Origin of the sequence: Providencia sp. R33 (assembly GCF_019343475.1) — a bacterium.
Taxonomy (GTDB): domain Bacteria; phylum Pseudomonadota; class Gammaproteobacteria; order Enterobacterales; family Enterobacteriaceae; genus Providencia.
Genome location: NZ_CP072453.1, coordinates 4,702,292 through 4,720,721 on the forward strand (window position 1 = coordinate 4,702,292; position 18,430 = coordinate 4,720,721).

At 40.8% G+C, this 18,430-nt stretch carries 17 protein-coding genes and 5 pseudogenes; 18 read left to right on the forward strand and 4 right to left on the reverse strand.

Features of this window, described 5'->3' with window-relative positions; translation table 11 throughout:
- The first annotated feature begins 3 nt into the window (after window positions 1-3).
- From J6836_RS21750 to J6836_RS21775, 6 genes and pseudogenes are all read left to right on the forward strand, one after another.
- On the forward strand, window positions 4-231 hold the full coding sequence (locus tag J6836_RS21750; protein WP_219245887.1) for a hypothetical protein: 228 nt from the start codon (window positions 4-6) through the stop codon (window positions 229-231).
- A 201-nt stretch (window positions 232-432) separates the two neighbouring features.
- Complete coding sequence (locus tag J6836_RS21755) at window positions 433-726, forward strand: class II holin family protein (protein WP_219245888.1); 294 nt, start codon at window positions 433-435, stop codon at window positions 724-726.
- 31 nt (window positions 727-757) lie between these two features.
- Window positions 758-1,048 (forward strand): glycoside hydrolase family protein, encoded by a 291-nt coding sequence (locus tag J6836_RS22825; RefSeq protein WP_255586285.1) that lies wholly within the window; start codon window positions 758-760, stop codon window positions 1,046-1,048.
- A gap of 283 nt (window positions 1,049-1,331) precedes the next feature.
- Entirely contained in the window at window positions 1,332-1,559 is a 228-nt protein-coding gene (locus tag J6836_RS23260) for a hypothetical protein (RefSeq protein ID WP_219245889.1), read from the forward strand.
- Window positions 1,560-2,066: 507 nt separating this feature from the next.
- Entirely contained in the window at window positions 2,067-2,291 is a 225-nt protein-coding gene (locus J6836_RS21770) for a hypothetical protein (protein ID WP_137018994.1), read from the forward strand.
- Between the two features lie 134 nt (window positions 2,292-2,425).
- Window positions 2,426-2,578 (forward strand): annotated as a pseudogene (locus J6836_RS21775) (IS110 family transposase); the annotation flags it as partial.
- Between the two features lie 252 nt (window positions 2,579-2,830).
- Here the strand turns inward: J6836_RS21775 and J6836_RS21780 are convergent.
- Window positions 2,831-2,979: pseudogene (locus J6836_RS21780) on the reverse strand (IS3 family transposase); the annotation flags it as partial.
- 860 nt (window positions 2,980-3,839) lie between these two features.
- On the opposite strand from J6836_RS21780, the gene istA reads away from it, so the two are divergent.
- Window positions 3,840-4,862: an IS21 family transposase gene (istA, locus tag J6836_RS21785; protein WP_219244838.1), complete on the forward strand. Its 1,023-nt coding sequence runs from the start codon at window positions 3,840-3,842 to the stop codon at window positions 4,860-4,862.
- The gene (gene istB, locus J6836_RS21790; RefSeq protein WP_166697141.1) at window positions 4,859-5,635 is read left to right on the forward strand and encodes an IS21-like element helper ATPase IstB; all 777 of its coding nucleotides are present in this window, start codon (window positions 4,859-4,861) and stop codon (window positions 5,633-5,635) included. Before istA ends, istB begins: the two co-directional genes overlap by 4 nt.
- Before the next feature lie 184 nt (window positions 5,636-5,819).
- Here istB and J6836_RS22835 read toward each other — a convergent pair.
- Both J6836_RS22835 and J6836_RS21800 read right to left on the reverse strand, forming a co-directional pair.
- Window positions 5,820-6,055 (reverse strand): annotated as a pseudogene (locus tag J6836_RS22835) (ATP-binding protein); the annotation flags it as partial.
- A gap of 71 nt (window positions 6,056-6,126) precedes the next feature.
- Window positions 6,127-6,858 (reverse strand): annotated as a pseudogene (locus J6836_RS21800) (IS5/IS1182 family transposase).
- 1,656 nt (window positions 6,859-8,514) lie between these two features.
- Between J6836_RS21800 and J6836_RS21805 the strand changes: the two are divergent.
- The 10 genes and pseudogenes from J6836_RS21805 to J6836_RS23380 all read left to right on the forward strand — a co-directional run.
- Window positions 8,515-9,051, forward strand: coding sequence for a fimbrial protein (locus J6836_RS21805; protein WP_243154752.1), 537 nt, complete (start codon window positions 8,515-8,517; stop codon window positions 9,049-9,051).
- A 70-nt stretch (window positions 9,052-9,121) separates the two neighbouring features.
- Window positions 9,122-9,850, forward strand: a complete 729-nt coding sequence (locus tag J6836_RS21810) for a fimbrial biogenesis chaperone (RefSeq protein WP_137018996.1) — start codon at window positions 9,122-9,124, stop codon at window positions 9,848-9,850.
- Window positions 9,825-10,391 carry a fimbrial protein gene (locus J6836_RS21815; RefSeq protein ID WP_137018998.1) on the forward strand — a complete coding sequence of 189 codons (567 nt, stop codon included), beginning with the start codon at window positions 9,825-9,827 and terminating at the stop codon, window positions 10,389-10,391. The genes J6836_RS21810 and J6836_RS21815 overlap by 26 nt, the downstream gene beginning before the upstream one ends.
- A 23-nt stretch (window positions 10,392-10,414) precedes the next feature.
- Window positions 10,415-10,960 (forward strand): fimbrial protein, encoded by a 546-nt coding sequence (locus J6836_RS21820; protein WP_137019000.1) that lies wholly within the window; start codon window positions 10,415-10,417, stop codon window positions 10,958-10,960.
- A gap of 37 nt (window positions 10,961-10,997) precedes the next feature.
- Window positions 10,998-11,744 (forward strand): fimbrial biogenesis chaperone, encoded by a 747-nt coding sequence (locus J6836_RS21825; RefSeq protein WP_255586428.1) that lies wholly within the window; start codon window positions 10,998-11,000, stop codon window positions 11,742-11,744.
- Complete coding sequence (locus J6836_RS21830) at window positions 11,738-12,505, forward strand: fimbrial biogenesis chaperone (protein WP_165119696.1); 768 nt, start codon at window positions 11,738-11,740, stop codon at window positions 12,503-12,505. The genes J6836_RS21825 and J6836_RS21830 overlap by 7 nt, the downstream gene beginning before the upstream one ends.
- The gene (locus tag J6836_RS21835) at window positions 12,502-15,111 is read left to right on the forward strand and encodes a fimbria/pilus outer membrane usher protein (RefSeq protein ID WP_219245890.1); all 2,610 of its coding nucleotides are present in this window, start codon (window positions 12,502-12,504) and stop codon (window positions 15,109-15,111) included. The genes J6836_RS21830 and J6836_RS21835 overlap by 4 nt, the downstream gene beginning before the upstream one ends.
- Window positions 15,112-15,122: 11 nt before the next feature.
- On the forward strand, window positions 15,123-16,277 hold the full coding sequence (locus J6836_RS21840; RefSeq protein ID WP_219245891.1) for a hypothetical protein: 1,155 nt from the start codon (window positions 15,123-15,125) through the stop codon (window positions 16,275-16,277).
- Between the two features lie 64 nt (window positions 16,278-16,341).
- Entirely contained in the window at window positions 16,342-16,638 is a 297-nt protein-coding gene (locus J6836_RS21845) for a helix-turn-helix domain-containing protein (RefSeq protein ID WP_219245892.1), read from the forward strand.
- A gap of 372 nt (window positions 16,639-17,010) precedes the next feature.
- A pseudogene (locus J6836_RS23380) lies at window positions 17,011-17,177 on the forward strand (helix-turn-helix domain-containing protein); the annotation flags it as partial.
- Window positions 17,178-17,202: 25 nt separating this feature from the next.
- On the opposite strand, the gene J6836_RS21855 reads toward J6836_RS23380, so the two are convergent.
- A protein-coding gene (locus tag J6836_RS21855) for an IS3 family transposase (protein WP_442959461.1) occupies window positions 17,203-18,419 on the reverse strand; the annotation gives its coding sequence in 2 pieces (ribosomal slippage) (window positions 17,203-18,104 and window positions 18,104-18,419; 1,218 coding nt in all).
- Between the last annotated feature and the right edge of the window lie 11 nt (window positions 18,420-18,430).

The following is an 18,430-nucleotide window of genomic DNA, read 5'->3' on the forward strand; positions in this document are numbered from 1 at the left end:
ATTATGGATTATTATTTAACAAAAGGTGAGCATGATGGAGCGGTCATATTGCACAAAAAAGCGTGTTCACAACTTTTTCAATATAGTGGTGCTACTTATGTAGGTTACTATTTTGGTGAATATGGTGCATTACAGAAAGTTGAATGTATGACTACGAGCAGAGTTAGGGCTTGTTCAGAATGTATGACAGATATACAAGCTGAGAATAGTGTTTTTGAGAAAAAACGATAACTTTAAATTATTATCGTTTGAAGTATAGGCTGTAGTGAAGTAACAAAATTCTCTACTATAAAAGTTCTGATAGTGCGGAACATGCCTGACTGAACTAAACCTGCCAATACTATTACAACAACAAAATACTCCAAAAGGTATTCCAAGGGCTGCGCATTGCGTGGCCTGTTTCGTACATAGCTACCACAAATCACCATCAACATGTTTAATTACTGCAATGTCGCTGTTGGTAGCTTTCTATTAACTAAATATAGGGCACTCCGTAGGGGGATACGTATCAATAAATTTATAACTGGTGCCTCCTATGCTGCCTCTACGGGTTCAACATTCTATTGTCTAAAACAATTGTTAGATAACTTCTCATCTGAGCAATGGGAAGCAATTGATGTGTTTGGCAGTTTGCTTTTAGGTGTAGCTTCATTTTTGATAAGTGTATATTTCACACGAAGAGAAGATAAGCGCAAAGAAGCCGCTTATACCAAAGATACTAAATAAAATAAAAAGAGTTGCTATAGCTGGCTGATGGATGACCTTAATATTTGCGATGGCTACTGAGTTTGAGGGAGATGATCCCAATCCCAATCCCTATCCTATTGGAATACTTACGGTACGATATGGGTACACCGGCTCTGGCATTATTCCCACAAAAACTTATACAAAAGTTGAGTGCGAAGATTTATTAGGAAAAGGCTTGGCAATTATTATTAAAGCAGTGAACTCCTTAATTAAGGTCAATATTCCTGATTACACCAGAGCTACACTTTACTGGTTTACTTATAACGTAGGAACAGGGGGTGCTCTCGTTCCTGCCACTTAAAAAACTCAATGTTTGTGATCAAGCAGACCCTGTAATGAACTTAAACGCTGGATATATTCACGGGACGTCAAATGGAAAGGAGTAATGACAATACAAGACGTAGAAAAAGTGATATACCTTGGCAAGTTCGCCTATGCATATCCGCTTTCATTATTAGATTTCTCATCTACTTTGCAGCTGTCGTATATGTGCTTAGAGACGATATCTGTGCTATTGATAAGATGAGTTTACCGAAACATTATCAAAAAGGACTAGAGTACTATCGAGGTAAGCAAATGAACTTATGAAAATAGGTAGTTCCACTTGGTTACTTCTCATGGTTGTTGGTCTAAGTTGGTGGGCTGTAACTGAGTATGGAAGTAATTCATTGCAGAAAGTGGATGACAGTAATAAAAGCAAAATCATTACTATTGAGTCGCTTCAATTCAATCGGTTTAATCAAATAGTTACTACAGCTTATCGCTATGGTATTGAGGTGGAAGCCAAATCACAGGAGAAATATCATGGGTAACACAAGGATTCTATAAACCAGAGCAATTTTGTGAAGAGTTAGATAAAAGTATTCCGAAAGAAAAAAAAGCCCCAGTAGGCTGAGGCACAAAAATTCGGAATAATAATTACTCGTTTTATTAATAACCCAATTGGGTGTGTGGATAATATCAGTATATGTTAAATATTCTACGAATAAATTGTTACTAAATATGGAATAGATTATCGAAAAACGATTGGTGACATATAGAGAGGAAATGCTATGTTTAAACATGAATTAAGGTCAGGTTGTACAGATCACCATCAGTGGTGAAGAATGTTATATTAAAGGGCGTGCAGAATACCTGAACGGCACTAATCAGCATTATGTCCATCATCTATATGCAGATAGCCGTGCGGTGAATGTATGGTTTGAAGAATGTGAGTTATCCCCCGTAGAGCGAAATTGAGTTTTGTTTAATCTATGAGCTGAATTAAACTTATCTTTACGTATGAATCAAAGAAAACACTATTTTTGGTGGGGTGAGCAATGGATAAGCTTTTTATATGGGGAGCTGGAGCAGTATTAGGCTTTTTCCTGTTATTGGTTTACTTCCAGTTTCATCAAAGATTTGACAAAGTACCATTTATTTGGGCTATGTTTTTTTCGCTGATTTGGCCTATAACAGTTATAGTTATTCTTTCAATTTGGTCTGTAAATGGTCTGTCAAAAATCTATCATGCTTATATAGATAAAAAGCATCCTAAAGAATGAGTACTTGTTGAGTAATACACCGCTATGTAGATAAAACAAGTCACTCATCTAAAAACGATCAGCTAGTCACTGGTGGCTTAATGAGATAGTCACGCCCTGTGAGTGGGAAGTTGGCTGGGGGGGAAGAGGCCATTATGAATAACGTCATTTTAATCGGTATTGATTTAGGCAAACATTCTTTTCATATTCATTGCCAAGATACACAAGGTAATACCTTGTTACGTAAGAAGTTGATTCGCTCTAAGCTGACAGATTTTTTATCGACATGTCCATCAGCTCTTGTTGTGAGAGCGTCTTAGCTGGTTCATATTTTTCAGCCTTTTATGGTGGCATATCGACTTAGTGAATCTTGCCTCACCCCCTATTATCAGTGGGTTACATCACCCTGCTGGCATACCTCAGGTCACTGTTGCTCAGGTTCTCCACCGTCACCCCCAGTGGGATTGTTGGCCTTCTCGTCATGAGTTACTGGCTCAATATTCCAGACAGACTCGCGGTTTATTCGAATATCCATGCTCGCCTTGAGCTCTGGGCTCATTATACGTTACGTCATCCACCCAAACTTGGTTTGGCTCCGTGACGCAAATTGGCGTGCTAAATGATTTGGTATTTCGATATGTTCCTGCACCGTATTTTTATACCGATGTTTCAGCAATTGGCGATTCACTAAACCGAGTTGTTTCATTAGGTTAGTTTCTCGATAGTGTATCAAAGGAACCTAGTTTGTATTGGATATGATGTCAGTGATGTTACGAACTCCAGCAGAAACGTGGCTTTGAAGGATGACGCTAATATCGATAACTATTGAGATCAACACCTTAATTGACGGGTATTAATGGCACAGTAAGTTTTTTCTAAATACAATATTTTATTCAGTTTTATGTGTTCCATCATAAAACTGATAACTAACATTATTTTTTTGTGTGGAATTATTTGACATGTTGCATTGTTTAAATACAATAAGTGAATGCATTGTTAATAAATAGTTAATGATGTATTTCAAAAGAAAAGAGGGGGAGCTAGATATTGATAGATTATACCGTTGAATGAGAGGTTTATATGATAAAAAACATGTATTTCTTTCTAATGATTGTATTGTTCAGCTCAGCTGTAAATGCTGGGGAGGTTAAAGTGACCTTTTTTGGTAAAATAGTTGAAGTACCTGAACTCGTGGGAGCGTGTAAGTTTCGATTGGAGGGTTTTTTTATTAAAAATTCGTGTATGAAGTCAAGTATAAATCTTTTAAATACAATTCATTATAACAATGAAGATAAGTACAAAATAGTATCAGTGTTGAGTTCTCATAAGCAATCAATAAGATACAGTATTGTGAAGTTTAGTTATAAGTAGACTATAAACATTATGGGAATTTAAAATGATCTATTTTCAACAGGACACCCAGTTAGTGTAGTCGCTGTCATGAAAAAATGTTTAATCTGATTGGGTGACTCCTGTGTGTTACTGGCAGTGTAAAAATGACCCCATATTGGCAATTGAATCTTGACCCCTGACGTAATATAGCGGTTTTACTTGTGAGGCCGCTTTTCAATGTTAACTCAGGAGAGGGTTGTGACGATAAAAGTTCTCAAACAACAGGGCAAATCGATCAAAAGGATTGCTCGTGAAACAGGTCTAGCGCGCAATACTATTAAAAAGTATTTGCAACGTACTGATACAAAACCTGTTTATCAGCGTAAAGCTCATCGACCAAGTAAATTGGATCCATTTAAAGATTATATTCAGTCTCGGATTGATGCGGCTCATCCTGATTGGATACCTGCATCCGTTCTTTATGAAGAACTCCTTGCTTTGGGGTATCAAGGAAAACGTCGAATATTGAGTGGATATCTTGCAGCTTTAAAACCTAAAGCATTGCCTGAGCCACTTGTGCGATTTGAAACAGAGCCAGGAAAGCAATTGCAAGTTGATTTTACCATTATTCGGCGAGGTAAACAGGCATTAAAGGCCTTTGTTGCAACGCTTGGTTATTCTCGCGCCAGTTATGTTCATTTTTATGACAATGAACGAACTGATGCGTGGATTGATGGATTGGTACGTAGTTTCGAGTTTTTTGGTGGTGTTCCTCATGAAGTCCTTTTTGATAACGCAAAGGCGATCATCCTTGAGCGTGATGCTTACCGAATAGGAGAGCATCGTTGGAACCCTAAACTTTTATCTCTTGCTCAGGATTATGGTTTTAACCTAACCGTTTGTCGTCCTTATCGCGCTAAAACAAAGGGGAAAGTTGAACGTTTTAACCGTTACCTAAAATCAAGCTTTGTTGTGCCATTACAAGCAACATTAAGGATGTCAGAGTTACAACTCGATGTCCAAACTGCAAATGGTTATATCGGTTACTGGTTGACTCAAGTTGCCAATGCAAGAGTCCACGGTACAACTGGTGAAGTACCGAACCAACGATTAATCACAGAGCAGAATGGCTTACTGCCATTGCCGATAAAGTTTGGCAATGTTTATGGCTATCAGAGGATAAATACAATGCCGATGCCATTTGAAAGTCTACAGCATCCACTTAGCGTCTATGATCAACTTTTACAGGGGGCATTGTGAATTTACAATCTGAGCGGATTACTGATGCTTGTCGACAACTCGGGCTCTACGCATTACCGGAAAGTTGGCCTAGGATTGCTGAAAAACACCTAGCACAAGAAGGGTCGTATGCTGACTTTATTGAAAAACTTCTTACCGAGGAACTCAATGCTAAGATGCAGCGTACTAAGGCAGCATTATTGAAGTTTGCAGGGTTACCCAATATCAAAACACTTGAGGAATATGACTTTAACTTTGCTAGCGGTGTGCCTAAAGCCCAACTGATTGAATTATCAGGTCTCAGTTTTATTGAACGTCATGAGAACGTTGTTATGCTGGGCCCGAGTGGTGTTGGAAAAACACATTTAGCTATCGCGCTGGGTTATAAAGCGATCATGTCCAATGTAAAAACGCGATTTATTACCGCTGCAGATTTAATGTTGCAATTGGGAACGGCCCATAATCAAGGTAAATTAAAAGCTTACCTACAACGGGTCGTTATGAGCCCCAAGCTCCTCATTATTGATGAGATTGGTTATTTACCTTTTGGTCGAGAGGAGGCTAATCTCTTTTTCAACGTAATTGCAAAGCGGTACGAGAAAGGGAGTACGTTATTAACCAGCAACTTGCCCTTCAGTCAATGGGCAGGCGCATTTGCCAATGATACGACATTGACAGCAGCGATGTTAGATAGGTTACTACATCATTGCCATGTTATTCAAATTAGTGGTGAAAGCTACCGTTTAAAAGATAAGCGTAAAATAGGCATTGCACCAATAGTATCTGAAGTGTAGTCAATGGGGTCAATTTTAAATTGCCAACTGGATCCTTAAAGGGGTCAAAATTAAACTGCCATTGACAGTGAGAGTATAAGCATACATATTTATTCTATTTGTATTTTCTGTTGTCAATGATCTGCAAAAAAAAACACCATGATGATCTGATAAGAAATACTTCACCTAACATCTAAAAATAATCTTAATCTTGGTGTTTAAAACGATAAGATTCATTTCCTGTTTCAATAATATAGCAATGATAAACTAGACGATCTAATAGTGCGTTCGTCATCTTTGTGTCCGTGAATAATTTTACCCATTCTGAAAATCCAAGGTTATTTGTAATGATCAAGTTAATTGACTGAGAAAGTGAAATAGTAATGTCTCTCTTCGCTGACTTAAGGGTAAATAACCTAATTCATCGAGTATGACAACATCCTATTTCTGCACTTGCAGCGTTAACTTATAATTTACATTTATTTAACATTAATTGGGTATAGGATTTTATTCTAGGCAATGACAGCACATGCAAAATGCAGCATCATTTCAAAGTTCTTGAGCTTTTTCTTCCGACGAGAAAATCAACGACGGAAACGGTTCATCAAGGTATATGTTTTTTCACAACCCAGCGATGAGTCTTAAAATCGCTATTTTTTATTGCATCAGATTTTTTCGACTGGTTATGGGGTTCATTGTTTTTTTAGATATAACTCTAGTCATTCTGCTTCGTAGCCTTTATCCATACAGAGGCAGGGTCTTTTACTTGCTTTCTGGTTTGAATGATATCGAGGTTGTCTGCAATCAGCTTTATGTGGCGAGTATTGCCTTTCTATTACATCAGAGAGAGCGACAGCTCATAGGTCATCAGGCTGTGCTTTGCGTCCTGTTTCCCTCGCTTTGTTGGATTACAGCCTTATTTTATGCCTGCTCGCGGAGATTTGATCATGACGTCGTTCAGCGATAATCATGAACTATCAATAGTGTCCTGCTTCTCACTCTCCAATAATCGGTTTTACTATAAACATTCGAAAGCACCAGCATTAAGTCACTCCTGGAAACAACTATGGCTGAGCTTGGTGAACTGATACCTGGCACATTTAGCGTATTCTACTGGCAGTCAGTCATGAGTACAAAGAAAGTGGCGTTCATTGGTGCATGGTTATTGATGTGCTCCCCAGTGGCGCATGAGTGTTATACATCAGTATGAGTGGAGCTATATTTATCCATAGTTCGTCGCTAATCTGCCACTTGTTGCTTGCCGTATTTCTCTATCAGAAATTATCTTTAACTTATTATTATATGATAATTCAATTTAGGATAGACTCTAAACAAGCTTTCTAAATTCTAATTGTTATTTTAGTGTAATTTGTCACTTAGGACATTATTCCTACAGAGATGTTTATTTTTTAAGAGTTTTTTATGGCAGGAGAAATCTTTTTTTGATTACTCTGATTTAGGGTATTTTATTGTGGCTCAGAGAATAAACAGGGAATATCATTATTAAGAGAATTAATCAAATGATAATGGAAACTATAATCAATGTTATTACTGTAAATGTGATTTTAATTTAATTTATGATTCGCTATTTTTCTTATAATATAACGATGGTTTGAAATTTATCAAATATGGTACTATTTAATTTGAATTTATAAGTGATAATTAAAAAAATAAATATAAAACAGTGTGTTGTTAGTCTTTTTTCTGTTCTTTTTTATCCGTATGTTCATGCTAGTTACTTACGATAGCGAATTGCCATAAAGAAATTATATTTGGGAATGTTAAGTATAACTTTATATTCTTGTTCTCGAACGTTTAATTTATGACAAAGTGTAACCAAATATTTTTTTTTGGCTATTTTTAGAGTTAAAATTTTTTTTAATCATTATTTGAGTAAGAATTAGTGAGAATCACCATTTTTTTTAGACTACTTAATCTGAGGTATGAGTATGTAGTTATTGTTTTATTTGATTTTTATATTCTACATAATTTAATTGTAACAAAAGTTACAAAATATTGGCGAATATGCAATATTAAATTGACGAAACTCAACATTTTGCTAAGAATATACACCGATTATGTGTTTTCGATGTTTATATCCCTATAATGTTTGTCTTTATTCCCATAAACGATGAACGTTTATTAAGAGCTAAAAAACTATTAGCTGATATTTTAATTAGGATTCGACTAAAGAGCTGGTTAAATACAGTTATCGATATTATCTATTCAAAAAAAATTAGTTTGGGTATAGAAGGGGTATTTTGTGAGTCCATTTAAATATTAAATTATGTATAAAAAAGGAATATATTTAGAAATGATTCACTTCATCAAAGCTAATAACCAAATTGAGATGCTTAAACATGATTTAATATAAATGCGCTGGAGCAAGTTAGGGTAATTCTTTAAGTGATTTAAATTTAACCGTTAATTTAAGTCATTGATTTTTATTCCATTATAGAAAGTCAATAGTCAAATCGATCGTTTAAAACGATCATAGGATAAGCATTAATAGTTGCAGGCTATCAAATGAGTGCTTTTCGATCGACATTAACGATTTTACTTAATCTAAATTTATTATTATTGTGATATGAATGATGTAGGTGATGATTTTTAATTTTGCATCAAGCTCTACTTAAGTAGCGCTTGGTAAATTCGTTTTAATAATTAAATTGATTATTATTCGGTAGTCTAATTTTGAATGTTTGTAGCCTTGTTTCTGAAATAACAAGGGTGGATTATTCATTGTATTAAATAAAAAGTAGAATAATTATCCTAATTCATAATTGTTTTTGGAATGTAAAATTCGCTTAAATATGAATGAAGTATAACGCATTTTAGTTTTTATTGTATTCCCCCTGCGCAATTACGCGCAATTCATCAACCCAAAAGGAATAAAGAGTATGTCTTTAAACAAAACGGTACTTTTGACTGCATTGGCAGCCAGCATTACTTTAGCCAGCACAGCACACGCAGCAACGGATGCACAAGTGACTATCACTGGCCAAATTGCGGCGGCTACCTGCGACTTAAGTGTGACTAAAAACAGTATTGATTTAGGTACGTATACCTCAACAGGCATTACCGCTAACTCAGAGATTACAGGCAGCGAACAAAATTTCACATTAAATTTAACTAACTGCACCGCCGACTCAACAGGACAAATCGATCTTTGGGCTAAAGGCACTGCATTAGCGGCTAATAATGCATATTTTAACAACAAAGATGGCGGAACCGTGGGGGTCCAACTGAAAGCAGCTTCGGTTGCTGTCAAACCCAACGTCGCTACAGATGTAAAAGCAATCAGTACACTAACCGCAGGGTTAAAAGCAAATGGTAGTGCGACCATTCCAATGACCGCCGCTCTTTTCTCAACTGTTGCGACTCCGGCATCACAGTTAATTGAAGCACCAATCACGTTTTCAATTGCTTATAACTAACTAAATCCGACGATGGCATGACATCATCCCATGCCATCGTACTTTTGAAGGTCTTTTTATTGAGGTTATTATGCAGCTCCCTTCATTCTCCGCAACCCGTTTAATCCCTATATTCTTGCTCTTCACGGGGCTTTCTCAATCGTTTGCTGCGGGGGTGGGGATTAACGCCACTCGAATTATTGTTAACCAAGGTAGCCAAGCCGCATCGGTGACGTTACGTAACAATACTGATGAAGAGACGTACTTAGTACAATCATATCTCAGTGCGGATAATGCTGAATCGACAGCCTTTGCACCCTTTGATGCATTACCGCCAATGATAAAGATGGCTCCCAATAGTCAGCAAGAAGTACGATTAGTCGAGAAGTCAGGATTGACAACGCGTCTCCCAACAGACCGGGAGTCCGTTTTTTATTTTCATGCCCGGGCTATTCCGAATAACGCACATAACGTGATAAATCCAAACGAAGAAAACCACGGCACGGTTAAAATTGCGTTAGAAAATGTGATTAAAGTGTTTTATCGCCCTAAAGGGCTAACCTCTACGCCAATGCAAGCACAAGCCGGGCTCTTATTTGAAGTCGCTCCGGGAGGAGTCACAGTAACTAACCCATCGCCTTATCATGTCACTTTGGCAGGGTTAACAATGGGGAAACAGTCTATTACTATTCGGCAGCAAGAAGCGATGTTGGTTCCTTTCAGTGAACGCACCTATCCGACAACGGTAAAAAATGGGGCGATAGCGTGGACCACAATCAATGATTTAGGGGGCTATGATGTTCATCACGTCCCACGCTAAGGCAGCGAGGTTAAGCCTAACACTGATGAGCGGCATGATGGTTTCACTGTGCGTTAGTGCTGCCAATGACACCTTGGAAATGACGGCATCGATCACAAAAGGCACGTGTGCACTGAGTGTGTCACCGACAACCGTGACGTTTTTATCGCCTCACATTATCAGTGAGTTTCAGTCAGGTAATGCGGTTGAGAGTGCCCCTCTTCATCTGAATTATGATTGTTCGGGATTCTCTGCCGAAACTTTGCCAAGCGTAAAATTGACAGGGCAAACGGCTGCGGCTGATGCTCACGTATTTTTATCGTCACCGCAAAGTCAAAGTGCGGCAGGCAGCGGATTTATGCTCAAACTCGGCGAGGTCTCACAATTAGTGGGGTTTTATACTGCAGGCACGACGTTGCAGGCAAACGATACGTTTGTTCTACCCAGCAACACACAAGGCGCTCAGCTCCTCACGGTCGGTTTGGTGAAGCAAAACGCCAGTGTCCCAGTGACCGTCGGTGACGTCAACGCGACTATCACCTTGACATATATCACCCCATAACTTCGAAAAGAGGAGTGTCTCACATGGCTCTAAAAATTGCGCGGGCTTTCGTCGGAGTTTGGGGGGTATTACTGCCATTATGCGCACCAGCAGGCACTAACTCCGTGACCGTTCAGTTCGAAGCTTCCTTGTATACCAAGACCTGTAAAATTGACGTTCGCCCTAATGCCTTAATTGAATACGGGCCGGTACAGGTAGATACGATAATCAAAAATGATGCTGGGACAACCGATAGTCTTAATCGCGATATCGTGCTAACCCTCACTGAGTGCAGTGGCCCAGGGACATTAGCGAATAGCCATGTGGTAGTGACGGGACCAACGGTGACCGTCAACGGTCATGCCCTTTTTAAAGCCAGTGGCAGTGCAGGAGGTGTGGGGATTGAATTGCTTGCTGATGGTATCGCGAAAACCCACGGTGATGAAGTGTGGTTACTAAACAGTATGAGTACCGAAAATGATACACGTACGTTGACTGCGGCACTTTCTTGTGGCCATTGCACAAATGTGAATGACATGTCGGTGGGTGATATGCGCGCCACGATGACGTTTACGGTATTGACATATTAGCGCGAATAGATATTAAGAGAGAAAGCACGTGAAATTAATGCCCTTTATTTTGAGCAAACAAGCAACATTAGGTTTGAGTCTGCTGGCACTGATGAGTCTCTTATTCCTACCATCGGTATTTGCGGCAGGATTGCGCTTAGACCAAAGCCGGATCATCGTTCAGGCAAATCAATCGCAACAGGTCGTCACGATAGAGAATGACAGTGACAAGCTGTATCTGATCCAAACCAACATACGGGATAAAACGCCTGACGGTGAGGTATCGAGCATATGGCTCGTGACGCCTCCGTTATTTCGATTGGCGTCCAACAGTCAGCAATCGATGAAAATATTGCCTCAAGCAGGGATAGAAAGCCTGCCAACGGATCGCGAATCCCTGTTTTATTTCAGTGCAACGGCGTTACCGGCTATACCCAAATCGGTGGACGGTACTCCATCCGTTGCCCAGATATCGGTGGCCACTCGCTTAGTCGTCAAATTGTTTTATCGACCACAGACGTTACCAATGACGTATGAGCAAGCATCGAGCCAAGTCACCTTTACTCAATCGGATCACACCCTCTGCGTTGATAATCCGACCCCGTATTATCTGACGTTCAGTACACTGCACACGGCTGAGCGCCCATTGCCGTTTCCGGCTGGTTTGATGTTGGCTCCATTTAGTCATCATACACTGAATGTCGCTCTGCCTATTCAACGTATACAGTGGCGTACACTGAATGATTACGGCGGCAGTACCCCCCAATTTGACACCCAAGTACAACGTGGAGGTAACAAATGTTAATCCACCTTCAGCGATGGACTTGGGGGGTTGGCATGTGGATTTTGGCCGTGAGTCTGCCTTTATCTGCGCAACAAGACAGTGGATTACGCTTTTCTACCGCCCGCATCGTTTATCAACAAAGTGACAAAGGGGGGGCGTATGCAGAGTTAGAAAATAGTTCAGCAGCACCTTATTTGATACAAAGTTGGCTAACATCGGTCGACCCGGACACTGGCTTACCTAATCCACAACGAAGTGAAGGAATGGATTCTCCGTTTATGGTGACACCACCGCTCACGCGTTTAGCACCAGGAGAGCGTTATCGTTGGCGTATTCAGCGGGTAAATGAAGGACAGTTACCCGTGGATAAAGAATCCGTTTTTTACATCGCGCTAAAGGCCATTCCCACGACCAACAATCAGGGAGTTCAAGCAGGTGAATTTGTGTTAAGCCCCGTGATTTATCTCAAGATGTTATACCGCCCTCAACGTCTTGAGAATACCCGCATTGACAATGTGGTGAGGCAGTTACGCTTTGAACGGCAAGGGGAATACTTGGTCGTGAATAATCCCACCCCGTTGTCGATGACGTTTGCCAGTTTGCAAGTTGGAGCCTATCCCATTCCGGATACGGCCTTAAGTCGGATGGTTTCACCTTTCAGTGAACAACGTTATCCGTTACCCAAAAGTGCAAAAGGTGACGTTTTATGGCGGGTGCTCAATGAATATGGATTAGCCACGAAAATTGAACAAGGTCGACTGACCGCCAAGGAGCCCCAATGACTGATTTTCATCGGCAAAATAACCGCAGGCCATGGACTTTACTGCATATCTGTGCGCTAAGCGTGTCAATGGGGTTATCAATTTGGGGGCAGGCGGAGACTTATTTTGACCCTGCGTTATTGAACCTGCCTGCAGGCGTTGACCCGCAGCAAATTGATTTATCAACGTTCAGTCAACCGGACCATATCCCGGCAGGGCGCTATATGGTGACATTGCTCATTAATCAACAAGTTATCGGACAACGTGAAATTGCCTTTACGGCAACGGCTGAAGGAAGAGTGACCCCCGATATTACCCCCGCATTGCTCACTGAATCCGGGGTTAATGTGGCGGCTATCCCGAAGCTAAACGCTTTAGCCTCTGACACCAAAATTGAGGATTTGTCAGCATGGATCCCCGCCGCTCAGGTGCAGTTTGATATGGCAAAGCTCCGTTTAAACCTGAGTGTGCCCCAAGTGGCTATGCGCCCAGATTATCGCGGTTATATTGACCCCGCGTTATTGGATCAAGGGATCACGGCGTTTCTCTTAAATTACCAATTGAGTGGCGGGCGTCAATGGATGAGGGGTAAATCCAATGGGCTTAAAAGTCAAAATGATAATGCGTTTGTCAACCTGAATGGCGGCCTAAATTTAGGGGCATGGCGACTGCGTAGCACCATGACCTATACCGATACGAGTACCACTCAGGCGGGGATCACAACACGCGCGCGGCATACCAACTTCAACAATACGCATCTTATGCGGGATATTCAGCGACTTAGTGCCGAATTTTTAGTGGGAGAAAGCAGTACGGGGAATGCCGTTTTTGATAGCCTACCTTTTAAAGGGATTAAATTGGCGTCCAATGAGCAGATGCTACCGAGTAGTTTACGCGGGTTTGCACCGGATATCCGCGGAATTGCCCAATCGAATGCGCGTATCACCATTCGTCAAAACGGTAACACCGTTTACCAGACCTATGTTGCACCCGGGCCATTTAATATCAATGACTTGTATGCGACCGGTTCGGCAGGGGACTTAGAGGTCACTATCACGGAAGAAGATGGCACGACCCGAACGTTTACCCAAGCTTTTTCCAGTTTACCGGTGATGTTACGCCCCGGAGGTGTTAAATATGAAATGACAGCGGGCCAATATAATGGGGGGATCACGGTGGGTTCGAAAGCCGCTGATTTTGTGCAGGCGACCCTTATCTATGGTTTACCTCAGTCCATCACCTTGTACGGAGGGGCGCTAGCCGCGAGGCAATACTACGCTGTGATGCTGGGAACCGGGATATCGTTAGGGCCATTTGGGGCGTTGTCAAGTGATATCACGCACACGCGTGCTGAATTGCCGGAGGCGACTAAAGAGGGGCAGTCGTATCGACTGCGTTACTCGAAAAACCTGCTGGAAACTGGCACTTCTATTGATTTAACGGCGTTGAGATATTCCACGAAAGATTATTACAGCTTTGCGGATTTTAACCAAGCGGGCTATCAGGTGAAGCAAGGATTTGCACCTTGGCTGACGTCACGTCAGCGCAGCAGTTTTCAAACCTACATTAACCAGTCATTTGGGGAGTGGGGGGGGATTTTTTTACAGGGTATGCGAGAAGATTATTGGGGAACTGAGCAAACGATTACGACTTTAGGTTTTGGCTACAACGGAAGTGTTAAAGGCGTGAACTATGCCCTCAGTTACAGTATTAGCCGCGCAGAAGGGGATGGGGATTGGCCCGAAAATCGGCAAATTGCGTTGAATATCAATGTTCCCTTTGACTTGTTCAGTCATCAACCACTATTGCAAGATATCCAAAGTAGCTACCAAATGACGCATGATAACCACGGGCGAACTTACCAACAATTCGGGATCAATGGACGATTGTTGGATAATGCATTGACTTACCAATTAACGGAAAGTGGGGATAATCAGTCTCAGCATAACACGAGTACGCTGAATGTAGGCTATCAGGGCGATAACGGTTATCTCGGCGGTGGATACAGTTACGGTAGTGATATGCAGTCAATAAACCTCAGTGCGAATGGGGGAATGGTTGCACATTCCGGGGGGATCACTCTGAGCCGATTTTTGGGCAGTTCAGTCGCACTGATAGACGCCCTGGATGCGAAGGGCGCTACCTTAAATGGGGGTAGTGCCACCATCGGGGGGCGGGGTTATGCGGTGGTACCTTATTTAATGGATTACAGTAAAAACGTGGTCAGCTTGGATGTGAATACGTTACCAGAGAATGTGGCGAGTGAAGAGACATCGGTCAATCTTTACCCCACCAAAGGCGCGGTCGTTAAAGCCCATTTTCAGACGAAAAAAGGGTATCAAGCCTTGCTGACCTTAAAAAGTGACGAAGTCATTCCGTTGGGCGCGGTGGTTGTCGTCAATAATGAGGATGAGACACCCAATCAGAATACCGGGATTGTGGGGGATAATGGGCAAGTTTATTTGTCAGGATTACCGGAGACAGGTGTTTTGACTGTGCAATGGGGCAATACAGAGGCTCAACGATGTGGTGCCGATTTTGATTTGGCGAAGGCGCTGGAAAGTCCTTACACCGCAATACGCCAGTTAACGGTGGTCTGTCATACCATCACAGAGATGTCACATTAAGGAGTACAAAAGTGATGTTTAATCTATTTGGATTTTTTTCAAAAACAGCGAGAAAGAAAGCTTTTATTTATGTATATAGCTTTATGAGTTTATTTATCTCGATTGCTTATCAAGCTAATGCAGAATCAATTACTGTTCAAAGTGGTCGTGGACTTGTTGGAGTTGCGAATAATATAGTTTCAACATCAATGTCAGGGCGTACAAGTAATGCAATTAATTTTCTTCCCTTCAGTTATGTTTATCTTTCCTATTATTCTGATTATACACGCTGTGAAGTTGCAACCACCCCGGAATATGGAGTAATGCAAATTGATGGAGTTACAGGTATAAAATTAAATACAGAAGGTACTCTTATGTTGGTACCAGAAATTACATACACGGATAATCGTAGCTGGAAAATAGGCAATACTAACTATGTGGATACCGTGACTGCGATATTTAATGGTTATGGTTCAAATACAAATCAAAATCTGGGGAGCGAAACCGGCTGTGTCTGGAGTCCGAAACAGTCAACGCCTAATAATGGATATGATAATGATATATATGTAACTCACCAAGTTAGCGCGACTGGACGTGTTTTAATTTATGGTACGGGAGCCCAGAAATCAGGATATACAAGCAATCTAAACTATCCTTTTAAAATAATTCTTAGGGATCCTAGAGGTGCTGGCCCTTATCCTTATGGAATTTTATTTCCAGCAAATACCTATTATCCTATTAATGTGAGTACATTAGGGTGTACTTTAACAACACCTACGGTGATTGATTTTGGGCCGCAATCCGCCAATGCGACTAATGGGCAATTATTGACCACTAAATCGGATGGGAACTTGACGGTCAATTGTCAACAAAATACTAATCCTATGACTGCCACACTCTCGTTATCGGCTGGCATTAACCCGATTTATTTTTCGGGCAACGAGTATGAGATTAATTTAATTAACAACCAAAACAAAGCCGGTGCTTATGTCACTATGAGTCTAAATATTAATGGGATACCTACCAACATTCCGTTTAATCGAACACCTGTTGATATTGGCACCATCAGTGCCAGCAATTCGAGTGCGTCGTTTAGTTATCCGATTACCTACAGTCTTTATTCGCGAGGAACAGGTATTACCGGAAAAGTCAAAGGAAGTGCAGAGTTATCAATTGTTTTACGTTAATTTATTAAAAAGTGAGTATCAATATTTAGTCACACATCCGTAGCAAGTCGTAGAGGTATATTTTATGCAAACATTAATGTCGAAAAATGATAATAACATGAGTGTACTTATTGGAGGGAGAGTAAGGAATATTAGGAAATCAAAAGGGATATCGGGGGCACAACTTGGGAAAATGCTACAACTGAGCCAACAACAAATATCGCGATATGAACGAGGTATAAATCAAATTAGCGTCGATTGTTTATATAAAATAAGTATGGTTTTAGACGTCAATGTTTTACTTTTATTGGTGATTGAACAAGAGGACGTTTACGTCCCAAATTTTAATCTTAAAAAATACGAAGCATTTTACAATAACTAAATTGTCTGAATTTTAAATTATAATAAGATGTAAATTTAAAAAATAACTTATAGCATCAGGGAATACTCATATTTTTAATGTGATATATGATAATTACTTTTATCGAATAGATGATCTTTTTGAAAGATAGGAGTATATATTCAATATATATTTTTATGTATACAGTTCTGAGTAGAATTTAATTAGAAACCAGTTATTTCCCTCAAGTAGGGGCTAGATGATGAAAAATTCTTGGGGCTGTCCTAGGTAAGTTTAAATTTTACCTTTAACTATCTTTTTTAGCATAGTTAATTGTTATTTGGCATTTGGTGTGTATGAAAGTCTGGGCTTCGGTTGATAATTAGTTTTTCTAATTGTAGCCGGAGGTCAGATATGATGAACATTAAAGCTAAACGAGATATTGCACATAAAACAAAAATATTAAATCGTGCCCGTGAGAGTAAAACATTACTAAAACTTGTCGTTATTTTGGGATCAGTAGAGAAACTTTTTATACTTGGAAAAGAGCTTATGAACGAGATAGCGAGAAAGGATTTGTAGTTGCCCCCGCTAAAACGGACAGTGCTAACTTGCCATTTTGAGAGCTCGATACTCTCGCGGTGACATCATTTTCAATCCGCTGTGCGGATGGAAGCTATTATAATCTTCGAACCACCCAGCAAGCTGATCCATTACCGTAGCTGCATCAGGCCGCTCACTCAGGTACACATAATCACGCTTGAACGTTTTCACGAATGCTTCAGCCATGCCATTGCTTTCAGGGCTTCTGACAGGCGTTGTGCACACTTTAAAGCCTAGCGTTTTGGCGAACTTTCGCGTTTCTTCGGCAATATAGCAGCTACCATTATCCGTTAGCCACTCAATTTCCTGAGACAGCCTCTGGGTATTACCAAACCGTTTTTCTATACTTTCCACCAGGATATCTTGCACCATAGTCGCATTGATACCCGCTGAGGTAGCCACGTAGCTCATGATTTCTCTGTCACAGCAATCCAGACTAAATGCCACCCTGACTTTCTCTTTGTTCCAGCATTTTATCTCGAAGCCATCAGAGCACCAGCGCGTGTTTGAGTGAAGTGTTATAACTTTCCCCTCATGAGCACGGTGCTCGCCAACACGACCTATGTGCTTGACCAGCAGTAAATTATTCAGTCGCATGATGCGATAAACCCGCTTCGGATTAACCCGTGATATCGCATGCCCGTCTGTCTTCAACTGACGATTTAAGTGAGCGGTAATGCGTCTGTATCCGCTAGTTTCACGTTTACCGCAAAGCGCCTCAATCAGCGGTAGTAACGTGGCATCATCAGCCTTGCTATAGCGTGCTGAGCGTCTGGGCTGACGGCTGTTTATACGCTGATACAAGTTTGATCGCGACACACCAAGTGCTGCTGCTATTCGGATGACAGGGAATCGTCCGGTGGTAGTAATGGCATACGCGATATCAACTTTTTTGACTGGGCTATCTCCAGTGCCTCTTTAATAATTTCAAACTCCATGGTTTTACGACCAAGCAGTTGTTCAAGTTGTTTTACTTTTTTCTGAAGTGCTTTGTGTTCAGCTGCGCTTACAACTTCATCACCGGATTGGATTGCGGACATGCCACCATCTTGCATGAGTTTCTTCCACTTAAACAATAAACTAGGGGTAATACCATTTTGTCTGGCCACCAAAGACACCGAATAATCTGGTTGCAAGGTCATGGCAACAAACTTGGCTTTCTCTTGGGGAGTATAACGACGGCGACGCTGTTCGCCAGTTAAAATTTCAATACGCTCCATAGACACTCCTT